At 68.5% G+C, this 23,836-nt stretch carries 21 protein-coding genes; 14 read left to right on the top strand and 7 right to left on the bottom strand.

The annotated features are described in order from the left end of the window. Positions 1-283 (top strand): ExbD/TolR family protein (locus AC2EBS_RS12515; RefSeq protein ID WP_484728740.1); only part of this gene is annotated, 283 nt, incomplete at its 5' end. A 57-nt stretch (positions 284-340) separates the two neighbouring features. On the opposite strand, the gene AC2EBS_RS12510 is transcribed toward AC2EBS_RS12515, so the two are convergent. Beyond that, positions 341-1,204: an amidohydrolase family protein gene (locus AC2EBS_RS12510; protein ID WP_484728739.1), complete on the bottom strand. Its 864-nt coding sequence runs from the start codon at positions 1,202-1,204 to the stop codon at positions 341-343. A 169-nt stretch (positions 1,205-1,373) separates the two neighbouring features. Between AC2EBS_RS12510 and AC2EBS_RS12505 the strand changes: the two genes are divergently transcribed. The 9 genes from AC2EBS_RS12505 to AC2EBS_RS12465 all read left to right on the top strand — a co-directional run bounded on the left by AC2EBS_RS12505 (position 1,374) and on the right by AC2EBS_RS12465 (position 12,244). Continuing rightward, on the top strand, positions 1,374-2,183 hold the full coding sequence (locus AC2EBS_RS12505) for a crotonase/enoyl-CoA hydratase family protein (protein WP_484728738.1): 810 nt from the start codon (positions 1,374-1,376) through the stop codon (positions 2,181-2,183). 29 nt (positions 2,184-2,212) lie between these two features. Continuing rightward, entirely contained in the window at positions 2,213-4,084 is a 1,872-nt protein-coding gene (locus AC2EBS_RS12500) for a feruloyl-CoA synthase (RefSeq protein ID WP_484728737.1), read from the top strand. Positions 4,085-4,126: 42 nt separating this feature from the next. Continuing rightward, positions 4,127-4,906, top strand: a complete 780-nt coding sequence (locus AC2EBS_RS12495; RefSeq protein WP_484728736.1) for an SDR family NAD(P)-dependent oxidoreductase — start codon at positions 4,127-4,129, stop codon at positions 4,904-4,906. Between the two features lie 127 nt (positions 4,907-5,033). After that, entirely contained in the window at positions 5,034-6,176 is a 1,143-nt protein-coding gene (locus AC2EBS_RS12490; protein WP_484728735.1) for an ABC transporter substrate-binding protein, read from the top strand. Between the two features lie 131 nt (positions 6,177-6,307). Further along, on the top strand, positions 6,308-7,345 hold the full coding sequence (locus AC2EBS_RS12485) for a branched-chain amino acid ABC transporter permease (RefSeq protein WP_484728734.1): 1,038 nt from the start codon (positions 6,308-6,310) through the stop codon (positions 7,343-7,345). A 4-nt stretch (positions 7,346-7,349) separates the two neighbouring features. After that, a complete protein-coding gene (locus AC2EBS_RS12480) occupies positions 7,350-9,122 on the top strand; it encodes a branched-chain amino acid ABC transporter ATP-binding protein/permease (RefSeq protein WP_484728733.1) in 1,773 nt (590 codons plus the stop codon). An 8-nt stretch (positions 9,123-9,130) separates the two neighbouring features. After that, a complete protein-coding gene (locus tag AC2EBS_RS12475; RefSeq protein WP_484728732.1) occupies positions 9,131-9,880 on the top strand; it encodes an ABC transporter ATP-binding protein in 750 nt (249 codons plus the stop codon). Between the two features lie 40 nt (positions 9,881-9,920). Next, the gene (locus tag AC2EBS_RS12470; RefSeq protein ID WP_484728731.1) at positions 9,921-11,738 is read left to right on the top strand and encodes an acyl-CoA dehydrogenase family protein; all 1,818 of its coding nucleotides are present in this window, start codon (positions 9,921-9,923) and stop codon (positions 11,736-11,738) included. Beyond that, positions 11,735-12,244 (top strand): MarR family winged helix-turn-helix transcriptional regulator, encoded by a 510-nt coding sequence (locus AC2EBS_RS12465; RefSeq protein WP_484728730.1) that lies wholly within the window; start codon positions 11,735-11,737, stop codon positions 12,242-12,244. The genes AC2EBS_RS12470 and AC2EBS_RS12465 overlap by 4 nt, the downstream gene beginning before the upstream one ends. Before the next feature lie 28 nt (positions 12,245-12,272). Here AC2EBS_RS12465 and AC2EBS_RS12460 read toward each other — a convergent pair whose 3' ends face one another. From AC2EBS_RS12460 to AC2EBS_RS12440, 5 genes are all read right to left on the bottom strand, one after another. Continuing rightward, positions 12,273-13,685 (bottom strand): gamma-aminobutyraldehyde dehydrogenase, encoded by a 1,413-nt coding sequence (locus AC2EBS_RS12460; RefSeq protein WP_484728757.1) that lies wholly within the window; start codon positions 13,683-13,685, stop codon positions 12,273-12,275. A 102-nt stretch (positions 13,686-13,787) separates the two neighbouring features. After that, on the bottom strand, positions 13,788-14,621 hold the full coding sequence (locus tag AC2EBS_RS12455) for an ABC transporter permease (RefSeq protein ID WP_484728729.1): 834 nt from the start codon (positions 14,619-14,621) through the stop codon (positions 13,788-13,790). Next, positions 14,611-15,576, bottom strand: coding sequence for an ABC transporter permease (locus AC2EBS_RS12450; protein ID WP_484728728.1), 966 nt, complete (start codon positions 15,574-15,576; stop codon positions 14,611-14,613). The genes AC2EBS_RS12455 and AC2EBS_RS12450 overlap by 11 nt, the downstream gene beginning before the upstream one ends. Continuing rightward, a complete protein-coding gene (locus AC2EBS_RS12445; protein ID WP_484728727.1) occupies positions 15,573-16,631 on the bottom strand; it encodes an ABC transporter ATP-binding protein in 1,059 nt (352 codons plus the stop codon). Before AC2EBS_RS12445 ends, AC2EBS_RS12450 begins: the two co-directional genes overlap by 4 nt. A 92-nt stretch (positions 16,632-16,723) precedes the next feature. Next, complete coding sequence (locus AC2EBS_RS12440) at positions 16,724-17,899, bottom strand: ABC transporter substrate-binding protein (protein WP_484728726.1); 1,176 nt, start codon at positions 17,897-17,899, stop codon at positions 16,724-16,726. Positions 17,900-18,076: 177 nt separating this feature from the next. Between AC2EBS_RS12440 and AC2EBS_RS12435 the strand changes: the two genes are divergently transcribed. The 4 genes from AC2EBS_RS12435 to AC2EBS_RS12420 all read left to right on the top strand — a co-directional run bounded on the left by AC2EBS_RS12435 (position 18,077) and on the right by AC2EBS_RS12420 (position 22,876). Next, complete coding sequence (locus tag AC2EBS_RS12435; RefSeq protein ID WP_484728725.1) at positions 18,077-18,994, top strand: LysR family transcriptional regulator; 918 nt, start codon at positions 18,077-18,079, stop codon at positions 18,992-18,994. Between the two features lie 330 nt (positions 18,995-19,324). Continuing rightward, positions 19,325-21,103 carry a serine hydrolase domain-containing protein gene (locus AC2EBS_RS12430; protein ID WP_484728724.1) on the top strand — a complete coding sequence of 593 codons (1,779 nt, stop codon included), beginning with the start codon at positions 19,325-19,327 and terminating at the stop codon, positions 21,101-21,103. 32 nt (positions 21,104-21,135) lie between these two features. Further along, entirely contained in the window at positions 21,136-22,458 is a 1,323-nt protein-coding gene (locus AC2EBS_RS12425; RefSeq protein WP_484728723.1) for an NAD(P)/FAD-dependent oxidoreductase, read from the top strand. A 37-nt stretch (positions 22,459-22,495) separates the two neighbouring features. Next, positions 22,496-22,876, top strand: coding sequence for a cupin domain-containing protein (locus AC2EBS_RS12420; RefSeq protein WP_484728722.1), 381 nt, complete (start codon positions 22,496-22,498; stop codon positions 22,874-22,876). Positions 22,877-22,895: 19 nt separating this feature from the next. Here AC2EBS_RS12420 and AC2EBS_RS12415 read toward each other — a convergent pair whose 3' ends face one another. Beyond that, positions 22,896-23,753 carry a carbon-nitrogen hydrolase family protein gene (locus AC2EBS_RS12415; protein WP_484728721.1) on the bottom strand — a complete coding sequence of 286 codons (858 nt, stop codon included), beginning with the start codon at positions 23,751-23,753 and terminating at the stop codon, positions 22,896-22,898. Positions 23,754-23,836 lie beyond the last annotated feature (83 nt).

Below are 23,836 nucleotides of genomic sequence, written 5' to 3'. Positions count from 1 at the left end.
CCTGCCGGCGGGCAACCCGCCGCCGCCGACCAAGGAGCCGGTGGTGCACGAGGTCTTCATCGACTTCGACGGCACGGTGTTCTGGGACGGCACCGCGCTGCCCAACCACCAGGCGGTGGAGGCCAAGCTGGCCGAGGTGGCAGCCGAGCCCGATCAGAGCGAGGTGCACATCAAGCCCAACAAGCTGGTCGAGTACGGCAATGTCGCTGCGGTGATGGCCGCGGCCCAGCGCCTGGGCGTCAAGAAGATGGGCATGATCGGCAACGAGCAGTTCGTCAACTGACGAACTGCCCGTCGGCTCATCCACCTATGAACCGCGGCCCTGGCGCCGCGGCGCGCCTCACCCGAGCTTGAGCAGCCGCTTCGCGTTTTCCTTCAGGATCAGCGGCTGCACCTTCTCCTTGAAGCCGGCCTCCTTGAAGTCCGCCATCCAGCGCTCGGGCGTGATCAGCGGATAGTCGCTGCCGAAGAGCATGCGGTCCTTCAGCAGCGTGTTGGCGTACTGCACCAGCTGTGGCGGAAAGTACTTGGGGCTCCAGCCCGACAGGTCGATCCAGATATTGGGCTTGTGCAGCGCCAGCGACAGCGCCTCGTCCTGCCAGGGCCAGCTCGGGTGGGCGATGACGATCTCGATGTCGGGGAAGTCGATCGCCACATCCTCCAGCAGCATGGGGTTGCTGTTCTGCAGGCGCAGGCCGCCGCCGCAGCGCATGCCGCTGCCGATGCCGCTGTGGCCGCTGTGGAAGATGGCGGGCAGCTTGTACTCGGCGATCACCTCGTAGATCGGCCAGGCCATCTTGTCGTAGGGCAGGAAGTCCTGCACCGTGGGATGGAACTTGAAGCCCTTGACGCCGTGCTCCTCGATCAGCCGGCGCGCCTCGCGCGCACCCATCTTGCCCTTGTGCGGGTCGATGGAGGCGAAGGCGATCATCATGTCGCTGTTGGCCTTGGCGGCCTCGCAGATCTCCTCGTTGGGGATGCGGCGGCGGCCCAGCTTGGCCTCGCTGTCCACGGTGAACATCACCAGGCCGATCTTCTTCTCGCGGTAGTAGGCCACCGTCTCGGCAATCGTCGGCCGGCGGTTGGAGCCGAAGTACTTATCCGCGGCACGGTCGTACTCCTCGCCGTAGTTGTCCCAGGGGTTCCAGCAGGACACCTCGGCATGGGTGTGGATGTCGATCGCTATGAGCTCGTCGGTGTTCATCGTTTGCGCCTTTATTGTTTCAGCGAAATAACTACCTCTGACTTGCAGGGCAGGCGTTTTCGGCGATTCTGAGCCCTTGCTCGCCGCTTTTCCTCCGGGTTTCCACCAGTATTTAATTTCAATGTCTGAACTATCTTCTCGCCAGTTCTTGCGACGAGACCGAGAAGACATGAGCACTGATTTCGCGCCCGCCACCGGGCTGCTGGCCACGCTGGACCTGCTGCAGATCTCGCAGTCCGATGCCGTGATGCATGTGCGGCTGAACCGCCCCGCCAAGCGCAACGCGATCAGCGACACGCTGATCCAGCAGCTGCACACCTGCTTCATCAACCTGCCCGAGGCGGTGCGCGCCGTGGTCGTCAGCGGCGAGGGCGCGCACTTCTGCGCCGGCCTGGACCTGGCCGAGCTGGTGGAGCGCGACATCCACGGCGCGGTGCTGCACTCGCGCATGTGGCATGCGGCCTTCGACGCCATCCAGTTCGGCCGCGTGCCGGTGGTGGCGGTGCTGCATGGCGCCGTCGTCGGCGGCGGCCTGGAGCTGGCCTCGTCCTGTCATATCCGCGTCGCCGAGGACAGCGCCTACTTCGGCCTGCCCGAGGGCCAGCGCGGCATCTTCGTCGGCGGCGGCGGCTCGGCGCGCATCCCGCGCCTGATCGGCTTCTCGCGCATGAGCGACCTGATGCTGACCGGCCGCGTCTACGACGCCGACGAGGGCCAGGCCGTGGGCCTGTCGCACTACCGCGTCGGCGAAGGCGAAGGCCTGGCCAAGGCCATCGAGCTGGCACGCAAGATGGCCGGCAATGCGCCGATGTCCAACTTCGCGGTGATGCACGCGCTGCCGCGCATCGCCGACCAGTCGCAATCCGAGGGCCTGTTCACCGAGGCGCTGATGGCCGCGGTGGCCGAGAGCACGCCCGAGGCGCAGACCCGCCTGCGCGCCTTCCTCGAAGGCCGCGCCGGCAAGGTCGTGAAGAGCTGAACCGGCCAAAGAGCGCGGAGCGAGGAGACATGAGTCACAACCCATCAGACAACGAGGCCAGGTTCCGGGTCGCCAGCGTGGGCGGCTGCCTGGAAGCCGCCGTCGAGCAGCGCGCCGACGGCACGGTGCTGCTGCGCTCCACCGAGGCGCTGCGCTGGTTTCCGGACCGCCTGACCGACAGCCTGGAGCAGTGGGCGGCCGAGGCGCCCGAGCGCACCTTCGTCGCGCGCCGCGACCATGGCGGCGACTGGATACGCATCAGCTATGCGCAGATGCTGGAGCGCGCGCAGCGCATAGCCCAGGCCCTGCTGGATCAGGGCCTGTCGGTGGAGCGGCCGCTGGCCATCCTCTCCGAGAACGATCTCGAGCACCTCAGCATCGCGCTGGGCGCGATGTGGGCCGGCATTCCCTATGTGCCGGTGTCGCCGGCCTATTCGCTGATCTCGCAGGACTACGGCAAGCTGCGCCACATCCTCGACACGGTGACGCCGGGTCTGGTGTTCGCCAGCAGTGCCGCCTATGGCAAGGCCATCGCCGCGGTGGTGCCGGCCGACGTGCCGGTGGTGCTGAGCGAAGGTGAGCTGGATGACCGCAAGGCCATCCCCTTCGCCGCGCTTCTGCAGGCCACGCCCGGCGCGGCCGTGGCCGAGGCGCATGCCCAGGTGGGTCCGGACACGATCGCCAAGTTCCTCTTCACCTCGGGCTCGACCAAGGCGCCCAAGGGCGTGATCAACACGCACCGCATGCTCTGCGCCAACCAGCAGATGCTGCGCCAGTGCCTGGCCTTCCTCGCCGAAGAGCCGCCGGTGCTGGTTGACTGGCTGCCGTGGAACCATACCTTCGGCGGCAACCACAACGTCGGCATCACGCTCTACAACGGCGGCACGCTCTACATCGACGATGGCAAGCCCACGCCGGCCGGCATCAAGGAGACGCTGCGCAATCTGCGCGAGATCTCGCCGACGGTGTACTTCAACGTGCCCAAGGGCTTCGAGGAAATCGCCCGCGCGATGGACAGCGACACGCAGCTGCGCGACAAGCTGTTCGCGCGCTGCAAGGCCTTCATGTTCGCCGGCGCCGGCCTGTCGCAGGCGGTGTGGGACAAGCTCTACCAGCATGGCGAGGCCGCGGTGGGCGAGCGCGTGCGCGTGATGACCGGCCTGGGCATGACCGAGACCGCGCCCTCGTGCACCTTCGCCGTCGGCACCGATGTGCGCTCGGGCCATATCGGCCTGCCGGTGCCCGGCGTCGATGTGAAGCTGGTGCCGGTGGACGGCAAGACCGAGATCCGCTTCCGCGGGCCCAATGTGATGCCCGGCTACTGGCGCGCGCCCGAGCAGACCCGCGAGGCCTTCGACGAGGAAGGCTTCTACCGCACCGGCGACGCGGTGAAGTGGGTGGACCCCGCGCATCCGAACCGCGGCCTGCTCTTCGACGGCCGCACCGCCGAGGACTTCAAGCTCTCCACCGGCACCTTCGTCAGTGTGGGCCCGCTGCGCGCCAAGATCATCCTGGCCGGCGACCCCTGCGTGCAGGACGCGGTGATCACCGGGCTGAACCAGGACGAGGTGGGCGCGCTGATCTTTCCGCGCCCCGACGAATGCCGCCGCCTGGCCGGGCTGGACGCCGGCGTGCCCTTGCCCGAGGTGCTGCACCACCCGACGCTGCGCGCCTTCTTCCAGGCGCTGGCCGACAAGCTGTGGCGCGACTCGACCGGCAGCGCCAACCGCGTGGCGCGCATGCATGTGCTGGCCGAGCCGCCGTCCATCGACAAGGGCGAGGTCACCGACAAGGGCTCGATCAACCAGCGCGCGGTGCTGAGCCACCGCGCCGCGCTGGTCGAGGCCCTCTATGAAGGCGCCAGCGCCGACCCCTTCCTGATCCTGCCCGACAAGGGCTGAGTGGCACAGGACAGCACAGAACTACAGGAGCGAGGAGAAACCATGCAGATCGAGAACCAGATCGCACTGGTCACAGGCGGAGGCTCAGGCCTCGGCGAGGCGGTGGCCCGCGCGCTGGCAGCAGCCGGCGCGCGCGTCGTCATCGCCGACATCAACGAAGCGGGCGCGCAGCGTGTCGCGGCGGACACCGGCACCGACAAGGCCCTGGCCTGCCGCTGCGACATCACCGACAGCGCCTCCGTCACCGCGACGCTGGACGCTGCGGCTGCCGCCTTCGGTGGCGCGCCGCGCATCGTGATGAACATCGCCGGCATCGGCACCGCCAAGCGCATCATCGGCAAGGACGGCGCGCCCGCGCCGCTCGAGGATTTCGAGCGTGTCGTGAAGATCAACCTGATCGGCAGCTACAACGTCGCCCGCCTGGCGGCCGCGCGCATCGCCGCGCTGGAGCCGGTGACGGATTCGGGCGAGCGCGGCGTGATGATGTTTACCGCCTCGGTGGCGGCCTTCGACGGACAGGTCGGCCAGGAGGCCTACTCGGCCAGCAAGGGCGGCATCGTCGGCATGACGCTGCCGCTGGCGCGCGACCTGTCGCAGTTCGGCATCCGCGTCTGTACGGTGGCGCCGGGCATCTTCGCCACGCCGCTGCTGCTGGAGCTGCCCGAGGCGGTGCAGCAGTCGCTGGCCGCGTCCATCCCCTTCCCCAAGCGCCTGGGCCAGCCGGCCGAGTTCGCATCGCTGGCGCTGGAGATCGTGCGCAACGGCCACCTCAACGGCGAGGTGATCCGGCTGGACGGCGCGCTGCGCATGGCGCCGCGCTGAGGCGCGAACGATCGCAACCGAGCAAACCTGCATGGACGGCTTGGCATCCGGCCCATGCGAGCAAGCAAGCAGTAAAAGAAGCCGCCCGGACCACAAGTCCACCCACTGCTCAACAGGAGACAACGCAATGACGAAGCTGAAGATCAAGACCCTCGTCGCAGCCGCCGCCGCGCTGCTGGCCAGCGCGCAGGCGCTGGCCGACATCACGGTGGGCGTCTCGCTGCCGCTGACCGGTCCGGCCTCCGGCCTGGGCATCCCGCTGCAGAACCAGTTCAAGCTCTGGCCGCAGACCATCGCCGGCGAGAAGCTCAAGCTGATCGTGCTGGACGACGCCACCGATCCGACCAAGGGCGTGCAGAACGCGCGCCGTTTCGTCACCGAGGACAAGGCCGACATCATCATCGGCTCGGCCGCCACGCCGGTGGCCATCCCGATGGCCGAGGTCGCCGCCGAATCCGGCACCGTGCAGCTGGCGGCCTCCCCGGCCGGCCTGCCGCCCGGCAAGGACGCCTGGACCTTCCGCCTGCCGCAAAGCAATGGCGTGATGGCCCATGCCGTCGCCAATCTGATGAAGAAGCAGGGCGTGAAGACCGTGGGCTTCCTCGGCTACACCGACGCCTACGGCGAGCTGTGGCTGAAGGCGATCACCGAAGAGGCCGCCAAGGCCGGCTTCAGGATCGTCGCCACCGAGCGCTTCGCACGCACTGACACCAGCGTCACCGCGCAGGCGCTGAAGCTCTCCGCCGCCAACCCGGACGCGATCCTGATCGTCGCCTCGGGCTCGGGCGCGGCGATGCCGCAGATGGCCATCGTCGAGCGCGGCTACAAGGGCAAGATCTACCAGACCCATGCCGCGGCCTCGCGCGACCTGATGCGCGTCGGCGGCAAGGCCGTCGAAGGCACCTTCGTGGTCTCGGGCCCGGCCGTGGTCGGCGAGCTGCTGCCGGCCAGCCATCCCAGCAAGGCGCTGGCGATCGACTTCGCCACCAAGTACGAGAAGGCCTACGGCGCGGGCTCGCGCAACCAGTTCGCTGCCCACGCCTATGACGCGCTGATCGTGCTGGAAAAGGCGGTGCCGGTCGCGCTGAAGAAGGGCAAGCCGGGCACCCCCGAGTTCCGCGCCGCGCTGCGCGACGCGATGGAGACCATGGGCCGCACCGTGTTCGCGCACGGCGTGATGAACTGGACCAAGGACGACCACTGGGGCTACACCAACGAGACCGGCGTGATGCTCCAGGTGAAGAACGGCGACTGGGCGCTGGCCGACTGAAGGCCGCCCGCGGCCGCTGTCCTGACGGGGCAAGCCGCCAGGGAGGACAGGGCGCCACGGCGCCCTGTCCCTCCTCAAGCAGTACTAATGATTGAACTACGCGGCCCGACGGGCTGCCCAACGGGGCCTCCATGGACCTCACCATCGCAAGCATCCTCGCGCTAGACGGCGCGACCAACGGCGCGGTCTACGCGCTGCTGGCCTTGGCCACCGTGCTGATCTTCGCCGTCACCCGCATCATCTTCATTCCCCAGGGCGAGTACGTCGCCTTCGGCGCGCTGACGCTGGCGCTGCTGCAGATGGGCAAGGTGCCCGGCACCGTGTGGTTCCTGCTCGTGCTGGCCGCAGCCGTCGCTGTGCTCGAACTGGGCGAAGGCCTGCTGCACAAGCGCAGCGCCGCACGCATCGCCCGCACGCTGGCCGGCACACTGGCCTATCCGGTGGCGATCTCGCTGTTCACGATCTGGGCCGCGCCGCAGAAATTCCCGATGGCGGTGCAGGCGCTGCTGACGCTGGCGCTGGTGACGCCCTTCGGCTCGCTGATCTACCGCCTCGCCTACCGCTCGCTGGCCGATGCCAGCGTGCTCTCGCTACTGATCGTCTCGGTGGGCGTGCATTTCGCGCTGACCGGCCTGGGCCTGTTCTTCTTCGGCGCCGAGGGCTTCCGCAACCCCAGCTTCTGGGATGAGCGCTTCAGCGTTGGCCCGCTGACGCTGAGCGGCCAGGCGGTGATCATCTTCGCCGTCTCGATCGCGCTGATCGTCGGCCTGTGGCTGTTCTTCGAACGCGCGCTCTACGGCAAGGCGCTGCGCGCCACCGCGGTGAACCGCCTGGGCGCGCGGCTGATGGGCATCTCCTCCGAAGGCGCCGGGCGCCTGTCGTTCACGCTGGCGGCCTTCATCGGCGCGCTGTCGGGCCTGCTGATCGGCCCGACCACCACGGTGTTCTACGACTCGGGCTTCCTGATCGGCCTGAAGGGCTTCGTCGCCGCGGTGGTAGCGGGCCTGTCCAGCTATCCGCAGGCCCTGCTCGGCGCGATGGCCGTGGGCCTGCTGGAGAGCTTCAGCTCCTTCTGGGCCAGCGCGCTGAAGGAAGTGATCGTGTTCGGCTCCATCGTGCCGGTGCTCTTGTGGCGCTCCTTGCGCGACCCTCATGGCGAGGAGCATTGAAGAAATGTTGTCCAAGATGCAGCGATTCGTCTTTCCCGTCTTCGCAGTCTTCATGCTGCTGCTGCCGGCACTGCCGGTGCCCGAGTTCTGGATCACCCAGCTCAACTACATCGGCCTGTATGCGATGGTCTCGCTGGGTCTGGTGCTGCTGACCGGCGTCGCCGGCCTGACCTCCTTCGGCCAGGCCGCCTTCGTCGGCGTGGGCGCCTATACCGCTGCCTATCTGGCGGTGACGATGCAGGTCTCGCCCTGGCTGACGCTGTTCGTCGGCGTGGGCCTGAGCGTGCTGGTGGCGCTGCTGCTCGGCGCCATCACGCTGCGCATGTCGGGCCACTACCTGCCGCTGGCGACCATCTCCTGGGGCCTGGCGCTGAACTACACGATGGCCAATATGGATTTCCTCGGCAAGTACGACGGCATCCTGGGCATCCCGCCGCTGAACCTGTTCGGCATCGACCTCACCTCCGGCCGCGCCATCTATGTGCTGATCTGGATCTTTGCGCTGGTCGCTGCCGTCGCGGTGACGCGGCTGCTGGACTCGCGCCCCGGCCGCGCGATCCGCTCGCTGAAGAGCGGCACGATGATGGCCGAAGCGATGGGCATCTCGACCTTCCAGTACAAGCTGCTGATCTTCGTGATCGCCGCGATCCTCGCCGCGGTGTCGGGCTGGCTGTTCGCGCACTTCCAGCGTACGGTGAACCCCTCGCCCTTCGGCCTGCACAAGGGCATCGAGTACCTGTTCATGGCGGTGCTCGGCGGCGTGGGCCATGTCTGGGGCGCCTTCCTCGGCGCCGGCGTGGTGAAGATCGTCGAGGACCAGCTGCAGGTGCTGCTGCCCAAGCTGATCGGCACCAGCGGCAACTTCGAGATCATCGTCTTCGGCGTCGTGCTGATCGCGGTGCTGAAGTACGCGCCGGACGGCCTGTGGCCCTTTGTCGCCAAGCTGATGCCGGCGCGCCAGCGCGAGCGCGACTGGGCCGATGCCGCCGCGCTGGCCGCGCGCGACAAGCCCGCCACTGGCGAGCTGCTGCTGGACGTGCAGGCGGTGCGCAAGGAGTTCGGCGGCCTGGTCGCCGTCAACGACGTCTCCTTCCAGATCCGCGCCGGCGAGATCGTCGGCCTGATCGGCCCCAACGGCGCCGGCAAGTCCACCACCTTCAACCTGATCACCGGCGTGCTCGCGCTGACCCGTGGCGGCGTGGTCTTCCGCGGCCAGCCGGTGGGCGGCCTGCCCTCGCGGGAGATCGCGCGTCGCGGCATGTCGCGCACCTTCCAGCACGTGAAGATGATCCCCGACATGACGGTGCTGGAGAACGTCGCGCTGGGCGGCTATCTGCGCTCGTCCAGCGGCACGGCCAAGGCCATGCTGCGCCTGGACCGCGACGAAGAGAAGCGCCTGTTCAAGGAGGCGGAAACCCAGCTCGCGCGCATCGGCATGGCCGACAAGATGCACGAGCTGGCCGGCAACCTGGCGCTGGGGCCGCAGCGGCTGATGGAGATCGCCCGCGCGCTGTGCACCGACCCGGCGCTGTTGCTGCTGGACGAGCCAGCGGCCGGCCTGCGCCACAAGGAGAAGCAGGCGCTGGCCGAGGTGCTGCGCCAGCTCAAGAGCGAAGGCATGAGCATCCTGCTGGTGGAGCACGACATGGAGTTCGTGATGGGCCTGACCGACCGCATCGTGGTGATGGAGTTCGGCACCAAGCTGATCGAGGGCACGCCGGAAGTGGTGCAGGCCAGCCCCGAGGTCCGCGCCGCCTATCTGGGCACTGAACACTGAGCAAGATCATGAGCGAACTTCTGCAAGTCAAGGGCCTGCGCGCCGGCTACGGCCGCGCCGAAGTGCTGAGCGGCATTGATTTCAAGCTGGCCAAGGGTCAGGTCGTGACCGTGATCGGCCCCAACGGCGCCGGCAAGAGCACGACGCTGAACGCGCTGATGGGCGTGCTGCCGTCCAAGGGCCAGGTGCTCTTCGACGGCCAGGACCTCGCCGAGCTCACGCTGGAAGAGCGCGTGATGCGCGGCATGGCCCTGGTGCCCGAGAAGCGCGAGCTGTTCGGCACCATGCCCGTGGAGGACAACCTGGTGCTCGGCGGCTTCCGCGCGATGAAGCTGGGCGTGCCGAACTGGAAGAGCGAGCTGGAGCGCGTCTACACGCTGTTCCCGCGGCTGAAGGAACGCCGCGCGCAGCTGGCCGGCACACTGTCGGGCGGCGAGCGGCAGATGCTGGCGGTGGGCCGCGCCTTGATGGCGAGGCCCAAGCTGCTGATGTTGGACGAGCCCAGCCTGGGTCTGGCACCGCTGATCGTGGCCGAGATCTTCCGCATCATCGAGCGGCTGCGCAGCGACGGCGTGTCCATCCTCTTGATCGAGCAGAACGCCCGCGCGGCGCTGGAAGTGGCCGACTACGGCTATGTGATGGAGACCGGCGCGATCGCGCTGGAAGGCCCGGCCGCGCAGCTGGGCAGCGACCCGCGCGTGATCGAGACCTATCTCGGCGCCACCAAGAAGAAGCCGCAGGACGCCCAGCCGGCCTGAGCGCAGCAGCACCCGTCAACCTCGAAGGGCATCGACAGCGATGTGGCAGTACCAGGCCCCGGTGGCCGACATGATGCACCTGCTGACCCTGGTGCTGGACGCGCCGGCGAGCTGGGCGCAGCAGCCCGGCGCCAGCTACGCCGATCTCGACGCCGACACCGCGCGCGAGGTGCTGGAGCAGGCCGCGCGCTTCACGGCCGAGGTGCTGGCGCCGACCAATGCCAGCGGCGATCTGCAGGGCTGCCACTGGACGCCCGATGGTGTCAGCACGCCCGCCGGCTACCGCGAAGCCTACGCAGCCTTTGTCGAAGGCGGCTGGCCGGCACTGGCCTGCGCGCCCGATGCCGGCGGCCAGGGCCTGCCGCAGCTGCTCAACGCGGCGCTGTTCGAGATGCTGGCCGCGGCCAACCATGGCTGGACCATGTATCCGGGCCTGCTGCACGGCGCCTACGAGGTGATCCACGCCCATGCGACGCCGGCGCTGAAGGCGCTTTATCTGGCCAAGGTGACCAGCGGCGAATGGCTGGCCACGATGTGCCTGACCGAGCCGCAGGCCGGCAGCGATCTGGGCCTGGTGCGCAGCAAGGCCGAGCTGGTGGATGCAAGCAGCGCGCCGGCCAACGGCGTGCCGCTGCGCGTCTCGGGCAGCAAGATCTTCATTTCCGGCGGCGACAGCGACTTGACCGACAACCTCGTGCACCTGGTGCTCTGCCGTCTTCCGGACGCACCGACCGGCAGCAAGGGCCTGTCGCTGGCGCTGGTGCCCAAGATCTTGCCGGACGGCCGCCGCAACAGCGTCTTCTGCGACGGCATTGAAAAGAAGATGGGCATCAAGGGCAGCGCGACCTGCCAGATGCGCTTCGAGTCCGCCGAGGGCTGGCTGATCGGCGAGCCGCACCGCGGCCTCGCGGCGATGTTTCTGATGATGAACGCCGCGCGCCTGCATGTGGCGATGCAGGGCCTGGGCCATCTGGAGGCGGCGACGCAGAACGCCTGGCGCTATGCCGCCGAGCGCCGCCAGATGCGCGCCGCGCTGCGCCCGGCAGGCGCGGAAAGCACGGCGGCCGACCCGATCGCCTGGCACCCGGCGATGCGCCGCCTGCTGTGGACGCTGCAGGCGCGCACCGACGCCTGCCGCACGATCGCTTACTGGTGCGCGCTGCTGCTCGACGAGAGCGAGCAGCATCCCGATGCGGCACGCCGCAAGCAGGCGGGCGACTTCGTCGCACTGCTGACGCCGCTGGCCAAGAGCTGGTTCACCGAGCTGGGCCACCGCAGCGCCGACGAGGCGCTGCAGGCCTGGGGCGGCTATGGCTTCGTGCACGAGTACGGCATCGAGCAGACGGTGCGCGACAGTCGCATCGCGATGATCTACGAGGGCACCAACGAGATCCAGGCCATCGACCTGGTGCAGCGCAAGCTGCTCGACGATGGCGGCGCACGCGCCGCGGCCTTGCGCGAGGAGCTGGCCGCGGAAATCGCCCACTGCCGCGCCGGCGATGCGAGCCTGGCGCCCTTTGCCGACGCGCTCGCCGCGCAGCTCGACGCCTGGTCTGCCGCGCAGCAGGCGCTGCTCGCCGCACGCACGGCAGGCAACGACGTCGAAGCGCCGCTACGCGTCGCCGATGACATGCTGGCCGGCATCGCCCATGCGCTGATGGCCTGGGCCTGGGCACGCATTGCGCGCTGCACGCTGGGCAGCAGCGCTGCGACCGGCGGTCGCGATGCGGGACAATGGCTGGCCTCGGCCCGCTTCGGCATCGACTGGCTGTTGCCGCAGGCCGAGTTTCATTGGACACGGGTGCGCCTCGGACTGAGTTCCTCGCAAGTGCTGCCCCACTGCCCTGCCAACGCATGACTACCGCTCAGAAGACCGCTGCTGCCCGCACCGTCCGTTCCGGCAGCGCCGACACGCCGCCAGGCCCCGCCACCGCCAGCTTGAGCCTGGGCGCGCTGTCCGACATCGTCGGCTATCACATTGCGCAGGCGGCGGTGGTCACGGTCGACTCCTTCGAGCGCCATGTCGGCCGGCCCTTTGATCTGCGCAAGGTCGAGTACTCGCTGCTGCTGCTGCTGCAGGCCAACGGACCGCTGAGCCCCAAGCGCCTGGGTCAGGCGCTGAAGCTTTCGCCGCCGATGCTGACGCTGCTGCTCGACCGCCTGCAGGAACGCGGCCTGCTCAAGCGCGAACGCAGCGAGAGCGACCGCCGCTCGCAGAACATCGTGCTCACCGCGGCGGGCAGCCGCGTCGCCGAAGACAGCGCCGCCGCCGCAGGGCCGATGGAGCGCGAACTGCTCGACCGCCTGAGCCCGGCCGAGCGCATGATGCTGATCGAGCTGCTGCGCAAGGTAGCTGGCAACTGAAGCCAGCGGCCCTGCCGGGCCACTGGCATCAGTGTTTGATCATCACGTGCCGCGCCACCGTGTAGTCCTCCAGCGCGTACATCGACATGTCCTTGCCGTAGCCGGATGACTTCAGGCCGCCGTGCGGCATCTCGTTGACCAGCATGAAGTGCGTGTTGACCCAGGTACAGCCGTATTGCAGCTGCTTGGATACGCGCATGGCGCGGCCCACGTCCTGCGTCCACACGCTGGAGGCGAGGCCGTACTCGGAATCGTTGGCCCAGGCGAGGACCTGTTCCTCGTCGCTGAAGCGCGTCACCGAGACCACCGGGCCGAAGACCTCGCGCTGCACGATCTCGTCGTCCTGGCGCGCACCGGCGATCACCGTGGGCTCGTAGAAGAAGCCGGCGCCGGGGCGCAGCTTGCCGCCGGTGGTGATCTCGACATGGCCGCTCATCTGCGCGCGCTCGACGAAGCTGGCCACGCGGTTGCGCTGGCGGTCGGAGATCAGCGGGCCGAGCTCGACGCCCTCCTCGTCCTGCGTGCCCATCTTCAGCGTCGCCACCGCGGCACTGAGGTCGGCAACCAGCTTGTCGTGGATCTTCGGCGCGGCGTAGATGCGGCAGGCCGCGGTGCAGTCCTGGCCGGCGTTGTAGTAGCCGAAGGTGCGCACGCCCTCGACCACCGCAGCGAGGTCGGCATCGTCGAACACGATCACCGGCGCCTTGCCGCCCAGCTCCAGATGCGTGCGCTTGAGCGAACCCGAGGCGGCCTGCAGGATCTTGCGGCCGGTGGAGACGTCACCGGTCACCGAGACCATGCGCACGTTCGGGTTCTCCACCAGCGGCTGGCCCACGCTGCCGCCGCGGCCGCAGACCACGTTCAGCACGCCCTTGGGCAGGATCTCGGCGGCGATGCGCGCGAACAGCAGCGTGGTCAGCGGCGTCTGCTCGCTGGGCTTGAGCACCACGGTGTTGCCGGCGGCCAGCGCCGGTGCGGTCTTCCAGGCCGCCATCATCAGCGGGTAGTTCCAGGGCGCGATCGAGGCCACCACGCCGATCGGATCGCGGCGGATCATGCTGGTGTGGCCGGCCAGGTATTCGCCGGCCAGCGCGCCGGTCTGCGCGCGCGCGGCGCCAGCGAAGAAGCGGAAGCAGTCGGCGATCGCCGGGATCTCGTCACCCAAGGCGCGGGCATAGGGCTTGCCGCAGTTCAGCGACTCCAGCCGCGCGAACTGCTCGGCGTTCTGCTCGATCGCATCGGCCAGCTTCAGCAGCAGGCCGGCGCGCTCGGCCGGCGTGGTCTGCGACCAGCTGGCGAAGGCGCGATGCGCGGCCGAGACCGCGCGCGTCAGCTGCTCGGGCGAGGCCTCGTGCACCTCGCAGAGCTGCTCGCCAGTGGAGGGGTTGAGGATGGCCTCGGCCGGGCCCTCGCCGCGCTGCAGCTGGTTGTCGATCAGCAGCTCGAGGGGAAACTGGATGTCGCTTGCGGGGTTGGCCATGACGGACTCCTGATCGCGTGGGGGTGTCGGGTGAAGGGATGAAAAAGGTCTGATGCAGTGCCGTCAGCGGCGCTGGCTGTCCTCGTCGGCACGGGTCAGCCAGTAGGCGGCAACGATGGGCACGAAGGTGAGCAGGATCATGAACACCGCCACCACATTGGTCACCGGGCGCTGGCGCGGGCGGATCAGCTCCTGCAGCATCCAGATCGGCAGCGTGGTCTGCTGGCCGGCGGTGAAGGTGGTGACGATGACCTCGTCGAAACTCAGCGCGAAGGCCAGCAGTCCGCCCGCCAGCAGCGCACTGCCCAGCTGCGGCAGGATCACGTAGCGGAAGGTCTGCAGGCCGTTCGCGCCCAGGTCCAGCGAGGCCTCGATCAGCGAGGGGCTGATGCGCCGCAGCCGCGCCACCGCGTTGTTGTAGACCACCACCACGCAGAAGGTGCCGTGGCCGATGACGATGGTCCAGAACGAGAACGGGATCTCCATTGCGTGATAGGCCGAGCGCAGCGCCATGCCGGTGAGCACGCCGGGCAGCGCGATCGGCAGGATCAGCAGCAGATTGATCGCCTCGCGGCCGAAGAACTGCGTGCGCGCCAGCGCTGCCGCCGCCAGCGTGCCCAGAATCACCGCGACGCCGGTGGACAGCAGCGCCACCTCCGCGGACAGGCGCATCGCAGCCCACACGTCCTCGCGCTGCAGCGCGACGCCGAACCACTGCGTGGTCAGCGCCGGCGGCGGGAAGACATAGCTCTTGTCCTCGGCGCTGAAGGCATAGAGCACGATCAGCGCCAACGGCAGGTGCAGGAAGAGCAGCCCGCCCCAGGCGGCGAGGCGCAGACCGGCGGAGGCGCCGGCGCGCTGCGGCTTGTTGTTGTTGCGGGCAAGGTCAGAGCGCATCGAAAGCCCCCTTGCGCTTGGCGAACCACAGATAGGCCACGATCACCACGATGGGCACCAGGGAGAAGGCCGCGGCAAACGGCAGGTTGCCGGCCACGCCCTGCTGGCGGTAGACCACCTGGCCGATGTAGAGCGTCGAGTTGCCGATGACCTGCGGGATGATGTAGTCGCCCAAAGTGAGCGAGAAGGTGAAGATCGAGCCCGCCGCCACGCCCGGCATCGCCAGCGGCAGGATCACCTGGCGAAAGGTCTGGCGCGGCGAGGCGCCGAGGTCGCCGGAGGCTTCCAGCAGCGAGGGCGGGATACGCTCGATCGCCGCCATGATGGGCAGGATCATGAAGGGCAGCCACATATAGACGAAGACGATGAAGGTGCCCAGCGGCGAGAAGCTCAGCGAATTGCCGCCCACCACCGGCAGCGCCAGCAGCGCATCCAGCACGCCCTGCACGCCCAGCGCCTGCGCCACCCAGGAGATCGCGCCTTCCTTGGCCAGCAGCAGCTTCCAGGCATACAGGCGCACCAGATAGCTGGACCACAGCGGCAGCATCACCGCCACATAGAACAGCGCCTTGGTCGCGCCGCGCGCATGGCGCGCCATGTAGAAGGCGATCGGGAAAGCGATCGCGGTGCAGGCCAGTGTGACGAGGACCGCCATCAGGATGGTGCGCCAGGCCACATCCAGATTGGTCGGCGAGAAGATCTCGACGAAGTTGGAGAAGCCGACCTCGTAGACGATCAGGCCGGAGAAGTCGTCGAGGCGGAAGAAGCTGTGCGCCAGCAGGCTCAGCAGCGAGCCCAGATAGATGATGCCGAACCACAGCAGCGGCGGCAGCAGCAAGGCGGCCAGCCACAGGCCGCGGCGGCGGTAGAGCAGCGCCGAAAGCGCATCGGCCCAGTGCGCGCGGCGCGCCGGCAGGGCTGCAGCGTCCAGGCGGCTCGCGGTGGCCAGGCTCATGCGGCAGCTCCGGCCTCGGCCAGCGCCGATTCGTTGTCTTCGATCACATGCACCGCGTCGGCGCCCCAGTGCAGCTGCACCGTGTCGCCAGTGGCCGGAGGCTCGGCCTGGCTGCCGACCGGCAGGTCGGCGAGCAGGCGCGTGGCGCTGCCGTCGACCTCTCCATGGATCTCGACATGCACGCGCCAGAAGGCGCCGAAGAACTGCGTCTCGACCACGCGGCCCTGGGTGCGCGCGCCGTCCGTGCCACCCAGGCGCACGCGCTCGGGGCGGATCATCACGGCCGCCGCACCATCGCCGAAGCGTCGCGCCAGCTCGCCATGCAGCACATTGGCCGAGCCGACGAACTCGGCGACGAAGCGCGTGCTCGGGCTGGCATACAGCGCGGTCGGCGTGGCCACCTGTTCGAGCCGGCCCTTGTGGAACACGCCGATGCGGTCGCTCATCGACAGCGCCTCATGCTGGTCGTGGGTGACGAAGACGAAGGTGATGCCCAGCTGGCGCTGCAGGCGCTTGAGCTCGCTCTGCATCTGCTCGCGCAGCTTCAGGTCCAGCGCGCCCAGCGGCTCGTCGAGCAGCAGCACCTTGGGCTCGTTGATCAGCGCGCGCGCCAGCGCGACGCGCTGCCGCTGTCCGCCGGAGAGCTGCACCGGCTTGCGCGCGCCGATCTCGGGCAGCTGCACCAGTTCCAGCATCGCCTGGGCGCGCTTGATGCGCGTGGCGCGATCCACGCCGCGCACCATCAGGCCGTAGGCGACGTTGTCCAGGATGCTCATGTGCGGAAAGAGCGCGTAGTCCTGGAACACCGTATTCACCGGCCGCAGAAAGGGTGGGCGCTGCGAGACGTCCTCGCCCTCGATGCGGATCAGCCCGCTGCTGGGCAGCTGGAAGCCGCCGATCATGCGCAGGCAAGTGGTCTTGCCCGAGCCCGAAGGCCCCAGCAGCGTGAAGAACTCGCCGCGTTCGATCTGCAGATCGACGCGATCGACCGCATGCACGGTCTTGCCCGCGGTCTCGAAGACGCAGGACACCTGTTGAAGCTCGACGGCGGGCATGAACTGGAAATTCAGAGAGGGAGATTGCTTGTACGGCGCAGAGCGCCCGCGGACGCCGCCGCAGCGGCCGCCCGCAGGCCTATCGCATCAGCTCAGCGTCCGCCGAGCACGGCGATGTAGTCGGACACCCACTTGTGATACGGCACACACTGGTCGTTCTGCGTCTTGCAGCGGGTGGTCGGCGTCTTCCAGAAGGCGATCTTGTCGAAGCTGCCCAGACCCTGGCGCTCGCAGCCGCCGTCGCCCAGCAGCGGGTTGCCCTTGCAGGCGTCCAGCACCACCGGCACCGAGCCGAACCAGGCCGCCAGGTCGCCCTGCAGCTTCTTGTTCAGCGAGTGCTCCAGCCACATATAGGCGCAGTTGGGGTGCTTGGCCTCGGCATGCATCATCGTCGTGTCGGCCCAGCCGGTGGCGCCTTCCACCGGCACGGTGGTGGCGATCGGCGCCTTCTTGCTGCCCAGGATATTGGCCTGGAACTGCCAGCTGCTCGACGCGGCCACGCCTTCGTTGCTGAAGTCGTCGATCTGCACGAAGGCGTCGTGCCAGTACTTGCCGACCAGCTTGCGCTGGCCGCGCAGCAGGTCCAGCGCCGCCTTGTACTGCGTCTCGTTGAGCTCGTAGGGGTCCTTGATGCCGAGCTCGGGCTTCTTCTTCATCAGGTAGAGCGCGGCGTCGGCGATGTAGATCGGGCCGTCGAAGGCCTGCACGCGGCCCTTGTTGCTCTTGCCGTCGGGCAGGTTCTGCTCCTCGAACACCACGCTCCAGGAGGTGGGCTTCTTGTCGCCGAAGACCTTGGTGTTGTACATCAGCACGTTCCAGCCCCACTGGTAGGGCACGCCGTAGTGCTGGCCGTTCACAAAGTGCCAGGGCGCCTTCTGCAGCCGTGGATCGATCTTGCCGTAGCTGGGCACCAGGGCCACATTGATGGGCTGCACCTTGCGGCCAGCGATCAGGCGCATCGAGGCATCGCCCGACGCGGTGACGAGGTCGAAGCCGCCCTCGTTCATCAGCGCGACCATCTCGTCCGAGGTGCCGGCGGTCTTCACATTGACCTTGCAGGAGGTCTTCTTCTCGAACTCGGTGACCCAGTCGAAGTTCTTGTCGGTGGCGCCGCGCTCGATATAGCCGGCCCAGGCAACGATGTCGACCTGGCCCTCGCCCTTGCCGACGGACTTGCGGGCCTGCGTGGCCTGTGCCGCGGCGGTGCTGGCCAGCACGGCGGCGCTGAGCAGGGTAACGGCCTGCAGAGCTAGGGTGTTCTTCTTCATTCCGGGATCTCCATGGGGTGACGGTCAAGGAGCCCCAGCCTCGCCATGAAGGCGCCTGCCGGAGCGACGGAACTGCAGCGCTAGAAAGTGCTGCGGATTCTTCTCATTGACCCCGGGCTTGAATAGTTCAATATTCGCAGCCCGCCCGTTCTAAAAACCAGATATCCGGGTCAACCCTTGCAACGCCACTTCACGCTCAAGCAGTTCCGCTACTTCCTCGCCGTCTCGGAGGCGGCCTCGGTGGCTGGCGCCGCGCGCATGCTGAACATCGCGCAGTCGGCAGTGACCAAGAGCATCCAGGAGCTCGAGGACACGCTGGGCCTGGCGCTGTTCGAGCGCAGCGCGCGCGGCATGGTGCTCACCGAGCCGGGCCACCGCTTCCAGGCCAGCGCGCGCAAGGTGCTGGCCGCAGTGGCCGAGGCCGGCATGGTGGACCGCGAGCGCACCGAGACCCTGTCGGGCAACCTCACCATCGGCGTGACCAGCCTGGTGGCCGGCTACTACCTGGCCGAGCTGTTCGCGCGCTTCTCGCGCTCGCATCCCTCGGTGCAGATCCAGGTGGTGGAGGACACACCGCCCTTTCTGGAGCACCTGCTGATCAACGGCGAGCTGGACCTGGCCATCATGGTGACAAATGCGCTGGGCGACCCGCAGGCCCTGGTGGTGGAGGAGCTGACGCGCTCGCAGAACCGTGTCTGGATGGCCTCGGGCCACCCGTTGGCCGGGCGCGGCGAACCCAGCCTGGCCGAGTGCGCGCAGCACCAGCAGATCGTGCTGGAGGCCGATCGCATCGAGGCGGTGATGCGCAGCGTCTGGTCGCGCCATCAGCTGCAGCCGCGCGTGATGATGCGCACCAGCTCGCTGGAGGCGGCGCGTTCGCTGATCGGCACCGGCGCGGCGATCGCGGTGCTGCCCGACTTCCTCTACCGCCCCTGGACCCTGGACGCCGACCACATCGAGGTGCGCAATCTGCGCGACGCGGTGCCCAGCATCGACGTGGGCCTGGTGTGGCGGCGCGGCTCGCGCACGCGCGAGGTGGTCGAGGAGTTCATCGAGATCGCGCGCGAGCAGTCGCGCTCGCGGCGCGGCCGTTGAGACAAACGGGGCCGGACCGACCGCCCCCACGGTGGCAGTCCAGGCTCGGCAGCAAGCGCCCATGCCCCTCTGACGGCAACCCTGCAGGGTTGCGGGATAACCCGTCGCGCCTGGGCCTCGCGCCCCTGCCGCGCCGACCTGCGCTTCGGCAGCCCGGCCGCGCCCCCTCTGCGGGCTAGCCACCGCGGGGAATAGCGCAGCGCACGGCGACTGGCCACACTGCCCATCGCGCGTCAGGCCGGTCAGGTCCACAGGCAGTCGAACGAGAGAACCGGTCGCCACGCCAGGGAGTCGCAGTACCCGTCGTCCACCCTCGACCAGGAGTTCTTCGTGAAACCCTTTGCCCATCTTCGCCTTGCGGTCGGCACCGCGCTGGCCCTCGTGACCCTCGGTGCCCAGGCCGACAACTTCGACCCGCTCAGCGGCAGCGGCGCGGTCACGCGCAGCCAGCTCGGCTACACCTACCTCACCAGCACTGCGACCGACCCCGGCTCGCTGATCGACTTCTCGGCCTATGCGCTGCCGGCAGCCGCCGCGCACCCGACCAATTTCCTGCAGGGCACGGTGACGCTGAACAACACCGCCACCAGCGGTGGCTTCCAGGAGGTGGTGGACACCAACGGCTACACCGGCGCCGCCGACACCACGCGCAAGCACCTGCCGCCGTTTGCCTTCCAGTTCATCCAGACCGGCAGCCACATCTTCCCGCTGGAGCGCGGCGCGATCGCCAGCACGCATCCCGAATGGGAATACGTGCTCGCCCCCGGACGCGTGTGGAACGAGAACGGCGACAGCGGCTACAGCCGCGTGGCTCTGCCTTTCGCGCTGATGCAGAAGAACCAGAACTGCGTGCACAACGGCGTGATGAGCTTTCTCTTCAAGGCCGACGGCAGCATCTCCAAGGTGGTCTACCAGATCGCCTCCGAGACCTGCGCCTACTTCAAGGTGAACATGTGGGGCGTGCTGAGCGCCAGCTACACGCCGCAGACCATCGCCGACGCCGCCGCGCGCATCAGCGCCTATCAGGCCGAGGTGGGCGCAAGCATGCCGGTCAAGCCGATGTCCGCGCTGAGCACCGACTACCCCGGCGCCGGCATCGATGTGGCCAAGCTGCTCACCCCCTCGACCACCGACCCGGCGCACATCAGCACCGTGGGCTTCATCAGCGACGGCGTGCACTACCGCGGTGGCTGCACCACCCGCTACGGCAGCTACCCCTACTGCGAGCAGCTGATCCTGCCCAGCTACTCCACCGCCAAGAGCACCTTCGGCGGGCTGGCGCTGATGAGGCTGGAGAAGAAGTACCCCGGAGCGAAGAGCCAGCTGGTCAAGAACCTGGTCTCTTCCTGCAACCTGACGAAGTGGAACAACGTCACCATCGAGCATGCGCTGGACATGGCCACCGGCAACTACACCTCGGGCAACTACGAGGTGGACGAGGGCAGCGCGGCGATGAGCAACAACTTCTTCCTCAAGCTGCTGCACAGCGAGAAGATCAACTTCGCCTGCAACCAGTACCCGCGCAAGGTGAATCCGGGCACCAAGTGGGTCTATCACACCTCCGACACCTATCTGGCCGGCACGGCGATGAACGCCTATCTGAAGAGCGTCGAGGGCTCGACCAAGGACATCTACGCCGACACCGTGGCCAGCGAGCTGTGGACTCCGATCAACGCCAGCCCGACCGCGAAGTACACCCGGCGCAGCTATGACACCACGGCCCAGCCCTTCGCCGGCTATGGCCTGGCCTACCTGCCGGACGATATCGCCAAGATCGGCGCCTTCATCGGCATCGCTCAAGGCGTGGCCGGCGGCACCGCGCTGCTGGACAGCGCGCTGCTGAACGCCGCGCTGCAGAAGACCCCGGCCGACCCCGGCCTCGTGCCCGCCACCGACACCCGCTACAACAACGGCTTCTGGGCCTACAACGTGAAGACCTCGCTGGGCTGCGCCAGCGACAAGTACGTGCCCTTCATGTCGGGCTATGGCGGCATCACCGTCGCACTGATGCCCAACAACACCGTGTACTACATGTTCAACGACAACAGCCAGTTCCTCTGGGTGGATGCGGTGAAGGAGTCGGCCAAGATCCGTGCGATCTGCAGCTGAACGCGGCAGCGCAGCGACTTCGCCCAGCAACGATGAAACTGAACGAGCAATCGCTGATGCCGCCTCAGGCATCGCTGTGGCAGGCCAGCGCCGGCGTCATCCGGCGCTACGCACCGCCGGTCGAAGTGCAGCGCGTCGATGCCGTCGTGATCGGCGCCGGCTACTGCGGGCTGAGCGCCGCCATCGCCTTGCGCGATGCCGGCGCCAGCGTCGCGGTGGTCGATGCCGGCCAACCCGGCAACGGCGGATCGGGCCGCAATGGCGGCCAGGTCTGGCCGGGCTTGAAGATGCTGCCTGCGGAAATGCGCCGCCGCTTCGGTCAAGAAGCCGGCGAGCGCATGGCAAGGCTGACGGCAAGAGCCGCCGACAGCGTCTTCGATCTGGTCGAACGCTTCGGCATCGATTGCGATGCACAGCGCGCCGGCGTAATCCGTGCGGCGCACAGCGCCTCGGCCCTTCGGGCCATGGCGCGCGAGGCCGAGCAATGGCGCGCCGCCGGTGACGCGATCGAGCTGCTCGACGCCGCCGGGCTGCAGCGCGCCGTCGGTTCGCCGCGCTATGTCGGCGGCCTGTGGCACAAGCGCGGCGGCGCCGTTCATCCGCTGCGTTATGCCGCCGGCCTGGCCGAAGCGGCGCAGCGCCAGGGTGCGCGCATCCATGGCGACGCGCTGGTGACCGGCATGCATCGCGAGGGGCCGCGCTGGACGCTGCACTTCGAGCGCACGCCGGGCCGGCCGCAGATCCAGGCCGAACAGGTGCTGATCGCCACCGATGCCTACACGCCGGACGGCTTGCTGCCGGGCCTGGCGCAGAGCCTGATCCCGCTGTTCAGCTTCCAGGTCGCGACACGGCCGTTGAGCGACAGCGAATGGGCCGGCGTCTGCCCCGGCGGCCAGCCGGTGTCCGACTCGCAGCGTCTGCTGCGCTATTTCCGTCGCGGCCCCGGTCAGCGCCTGTTGATGGGCGGCCGCGCCCCGTTCAAGGAACAGCCGCAGCTGGCCGATGCGCCGCGGCTGCGCGCCTATCTGGGCGAGGTCTTCCCCGCACTGGCCGGCATCGAGCTGGACTACTGCTGGGGCGGCCGCGTCGGCATGACGACCGACCATATCCCGCGCCTGACGCAGCCCGCGCCCGGCGTGGTCGCCGCGCTGGGCTACAACGGCTTCGGCGTCGCGATGGCCACGCTGATGGGCCAGCAGGCCGCCGGCCTGATGCGGCGCGAAACGCCGTCCGACGCGCTGCGCTGCAGCTACCCGCCGACCGCGCCCGCCCCCATTCCCATGCATGAGCTGCACCTGCTGCCGGTACGCGCGCTGATCGCGCTGTACACGCTGCAGGAAACGCTCAGTCTCTGAGGCCGCTGGCCTCGACCAAACCCAGGATTCCCTCGCCGTGCCGCCCGCCTCCATCGTCAAGCTCACCCTCAGCGCCCAACTGCCCAGCGCCTCGCTGGGCCCTGCCATCCCGGTGGCCGCGCCGCTGGGCGCACCCGTCGCGCAGACGCGCAATCTGCCGGCGCCGCCCGCGGACGCGCACGCCAGCTGCGGCGTCTGGGAATGCAGCCCGGGACGCTGGCGCCGTCAGGTACTGAAGGCCGAGTTCAGCCACATCCTGTCCGGCCGCTGCCGCTTCGTGCCCGATGTGGGCGAGCCGGTGGTGCTGCGCGGCGGCGACAGCGTGTACTTCCCGCCCGACAGCCACGGCGTCTGGGAGATCGAGCAGACGCTGCGCAAGGTCTATGTGGTCTTCGACGCCGCCGCGCCGGCCGCCTGAGGCCGGCGCTCGCGCTCCTTCAGCTGCCGCGGCGCCGCAGTTCGAGCGGACCCAGCGCATCCAGCGCCGCCGAGCGCGGCGCCTCGGGCTCGCTGTAGCAGGGATAACGCATCGGCGTGTCGCGGAAGGACTTCAGCGCCTGCGCCATGTTCAGCGTGCCATGTCGGCGCACCTGGCGCACATGGCCCAGGTCCAGCGTCAGCGGGATGTACTCCTGCGACTCGGCCGACTGGTGCAGCACCTCGCCTTCCGGACCGACGACGATGGAGCGGCCGTTGCCGAGCTGGCCCACGTCGTTGATGCAGACGAAGTAGACCTGGTTCATCAGCGCATTGGCCTGCGAGATGATCAGCTCCTTGTTGCGGTCGATGGTGCTGGTGGCGATCGGGTGGATGATGACCTCGGCGCCCTTCCAGGCCATCGCGCGGGCGATCTCCGGGAACCACTGGTCGTAGCAGATCGACACGCCGAAGCGGCCCACCTCGGGAATGTCGAAGACGACGATCTCGCTGCCGCTGGCCACGCCGGCCTCGTAGGGCAGCCAGGGGTAGATCTTGCGGTAGCGCGTCACCAGCTCGCCCGCCGGGCTCAGCACCGGCGCGGTGTTGAACACCTGGCCGTCGCGCGCCTCGTACAGCGAGCCGGGAACGATCCACACGCCCAGCTCGCGCGCCAGTTCGGCGTAGAACGTTTCCGCCTCGTCGTAGCGCACGGCATGGACCAGGTCGGTGCCGAAGGTGGCCAGCTCGGCCAGGATGACCATCTGCGTGAACGGGAAGCGCGCCACCGCGGCACGCATCTCCGCGGCGATGCGCTTGCGGTTGTCCGCATTGGGCAGATCGAGTTGCAGGCCGAGAATGGAGAAGTAAGGGTTCATGGGCGTAGGCAGGGCAGCGGTTCTTCGAGCGCCCGATCTGACCAGAGGCATCGTCGACCAACCAGCCCCCAATGGGGTCGCCA

The sequence above is a fragment of the Roseateles sp. T103 genome (assembly GCF_057219915.1).
The sequence above is the reverse complement of the archived record's forward strand: the minus strand, read 5'-3'. Positions and strand labels throughout refer to the sequence as shown.

Coding starts and splice junctions, on each gene's coding strand:
- AC2EBS_RS12490 (WP_484728735.1), top strand. CDS start 5,034: ATGACGAAGCTGAAGATCAAGACCCTCGTCGCAGCCGCCGCCGCGCTG.
- AC2EBS_RS12455 (WP_484728729.1), bottom strand. CDS start 14,621: ATGCGCTCTGACCTTGCCCGCAACAACAACAAGCCGCAGCGCGCCGGC.
- AC2EBS_RS12470 (WP_484728731.1), top strand. CDS start 9,921: ATGTGGCAGTACCAGGCCCCGGTGGCCGACATGATGCACCTGCTGACC.
- AC2EBS_RS12445 (WP_484728727.1), bottom strand. CDS start 16,631: ATGCCCGCCGTCGAGCTTCAACAGGTGTCCTGCGTCTTCGAGACCGCG.
- AC2EBS_RS12425 (WP_484728723.1), top strand. CDS start 21,136: ATGAAACTGAACGAGCAATCGCTGATGCCGCCTCAGGCATCGCTGTGG.
- AC2EBS_RS12500 (WP_484728737.1), top strand. CDS start 2,213: ATGAGTCACAACCCATCAGACAACGAGGCCAGGTTCCGGGTCGCCAGC.
- AC2EBS_RS12480 (WP_484728733.1), top strand. CDS start 7,350: ATGTTGTCCAAGATGCAGCGATTCGTCTTTCCCGTCTTCGCAGTCTTC.
- AC2EBS_RS12485 (WP_484728734.1), top strand. CDS start 6,308: ATGGACCTCACCATCGCAAGCATCCTCGCGCTAGACGGCGCGACCAAC.
- AC2EBS_RS12510 (WP_484728739.1), bottom strand. CDS start 1,204: ATGAACACCGACGAGCTCATAGCGATCGACATCCACACCCATGCCGAG.
- AC2EBS_RS12450 (WP_484728728.1), bottom strand. CDS start 15,576: ATGAGCCTGGCCACCGCGAGCCGCCTGGACGCTGCAGCCCTGCCGGCG.
- AC2EBS_RS12505 (WP_484728738.1), top strand. CDS start 1,374: ATGAGCACTGATTTCGCGCCCGCCACCGGGCTGCTGGCCACGCTGGAC.
- AC2EBS_RS12465 (WP_484728730.1), top strand. CDS start 11,735: ATGACTACCGCTCAGAAGACCGCTGCTGCCCGCACCGTCCGTTCCGGC.
- AC2EBS_RS12495 (WP_484728736.1), top strand. CDS start 4,127: ATGCAGATCGAGAACCAGATCGCACTGGTCACAGGCGGAGGCTCAGGC.
- AC2EBS_RS12415 (WP_484728721.1), bottom strand. CDS start 23,753: ATGAACCCTTACTTCTCCATTCTCGGCCTGCAACTCGATCTGCCCAAT.
- AC2EBS_RS12440 (WP_484728726.1), bottom strand. CDS start 17,899: ATGAAGAAGAACACCCTAGCTCTGCAGGCCGTTACCCTGCTCAGCGCC.
- AC2EBS_RS12475 (WP_484728732.1), top strand. CDS start 9,131: ATGAGCGAACTTCTGCAAGTCAAGGGCCTGCGCGCCGGCTACGGCCGC.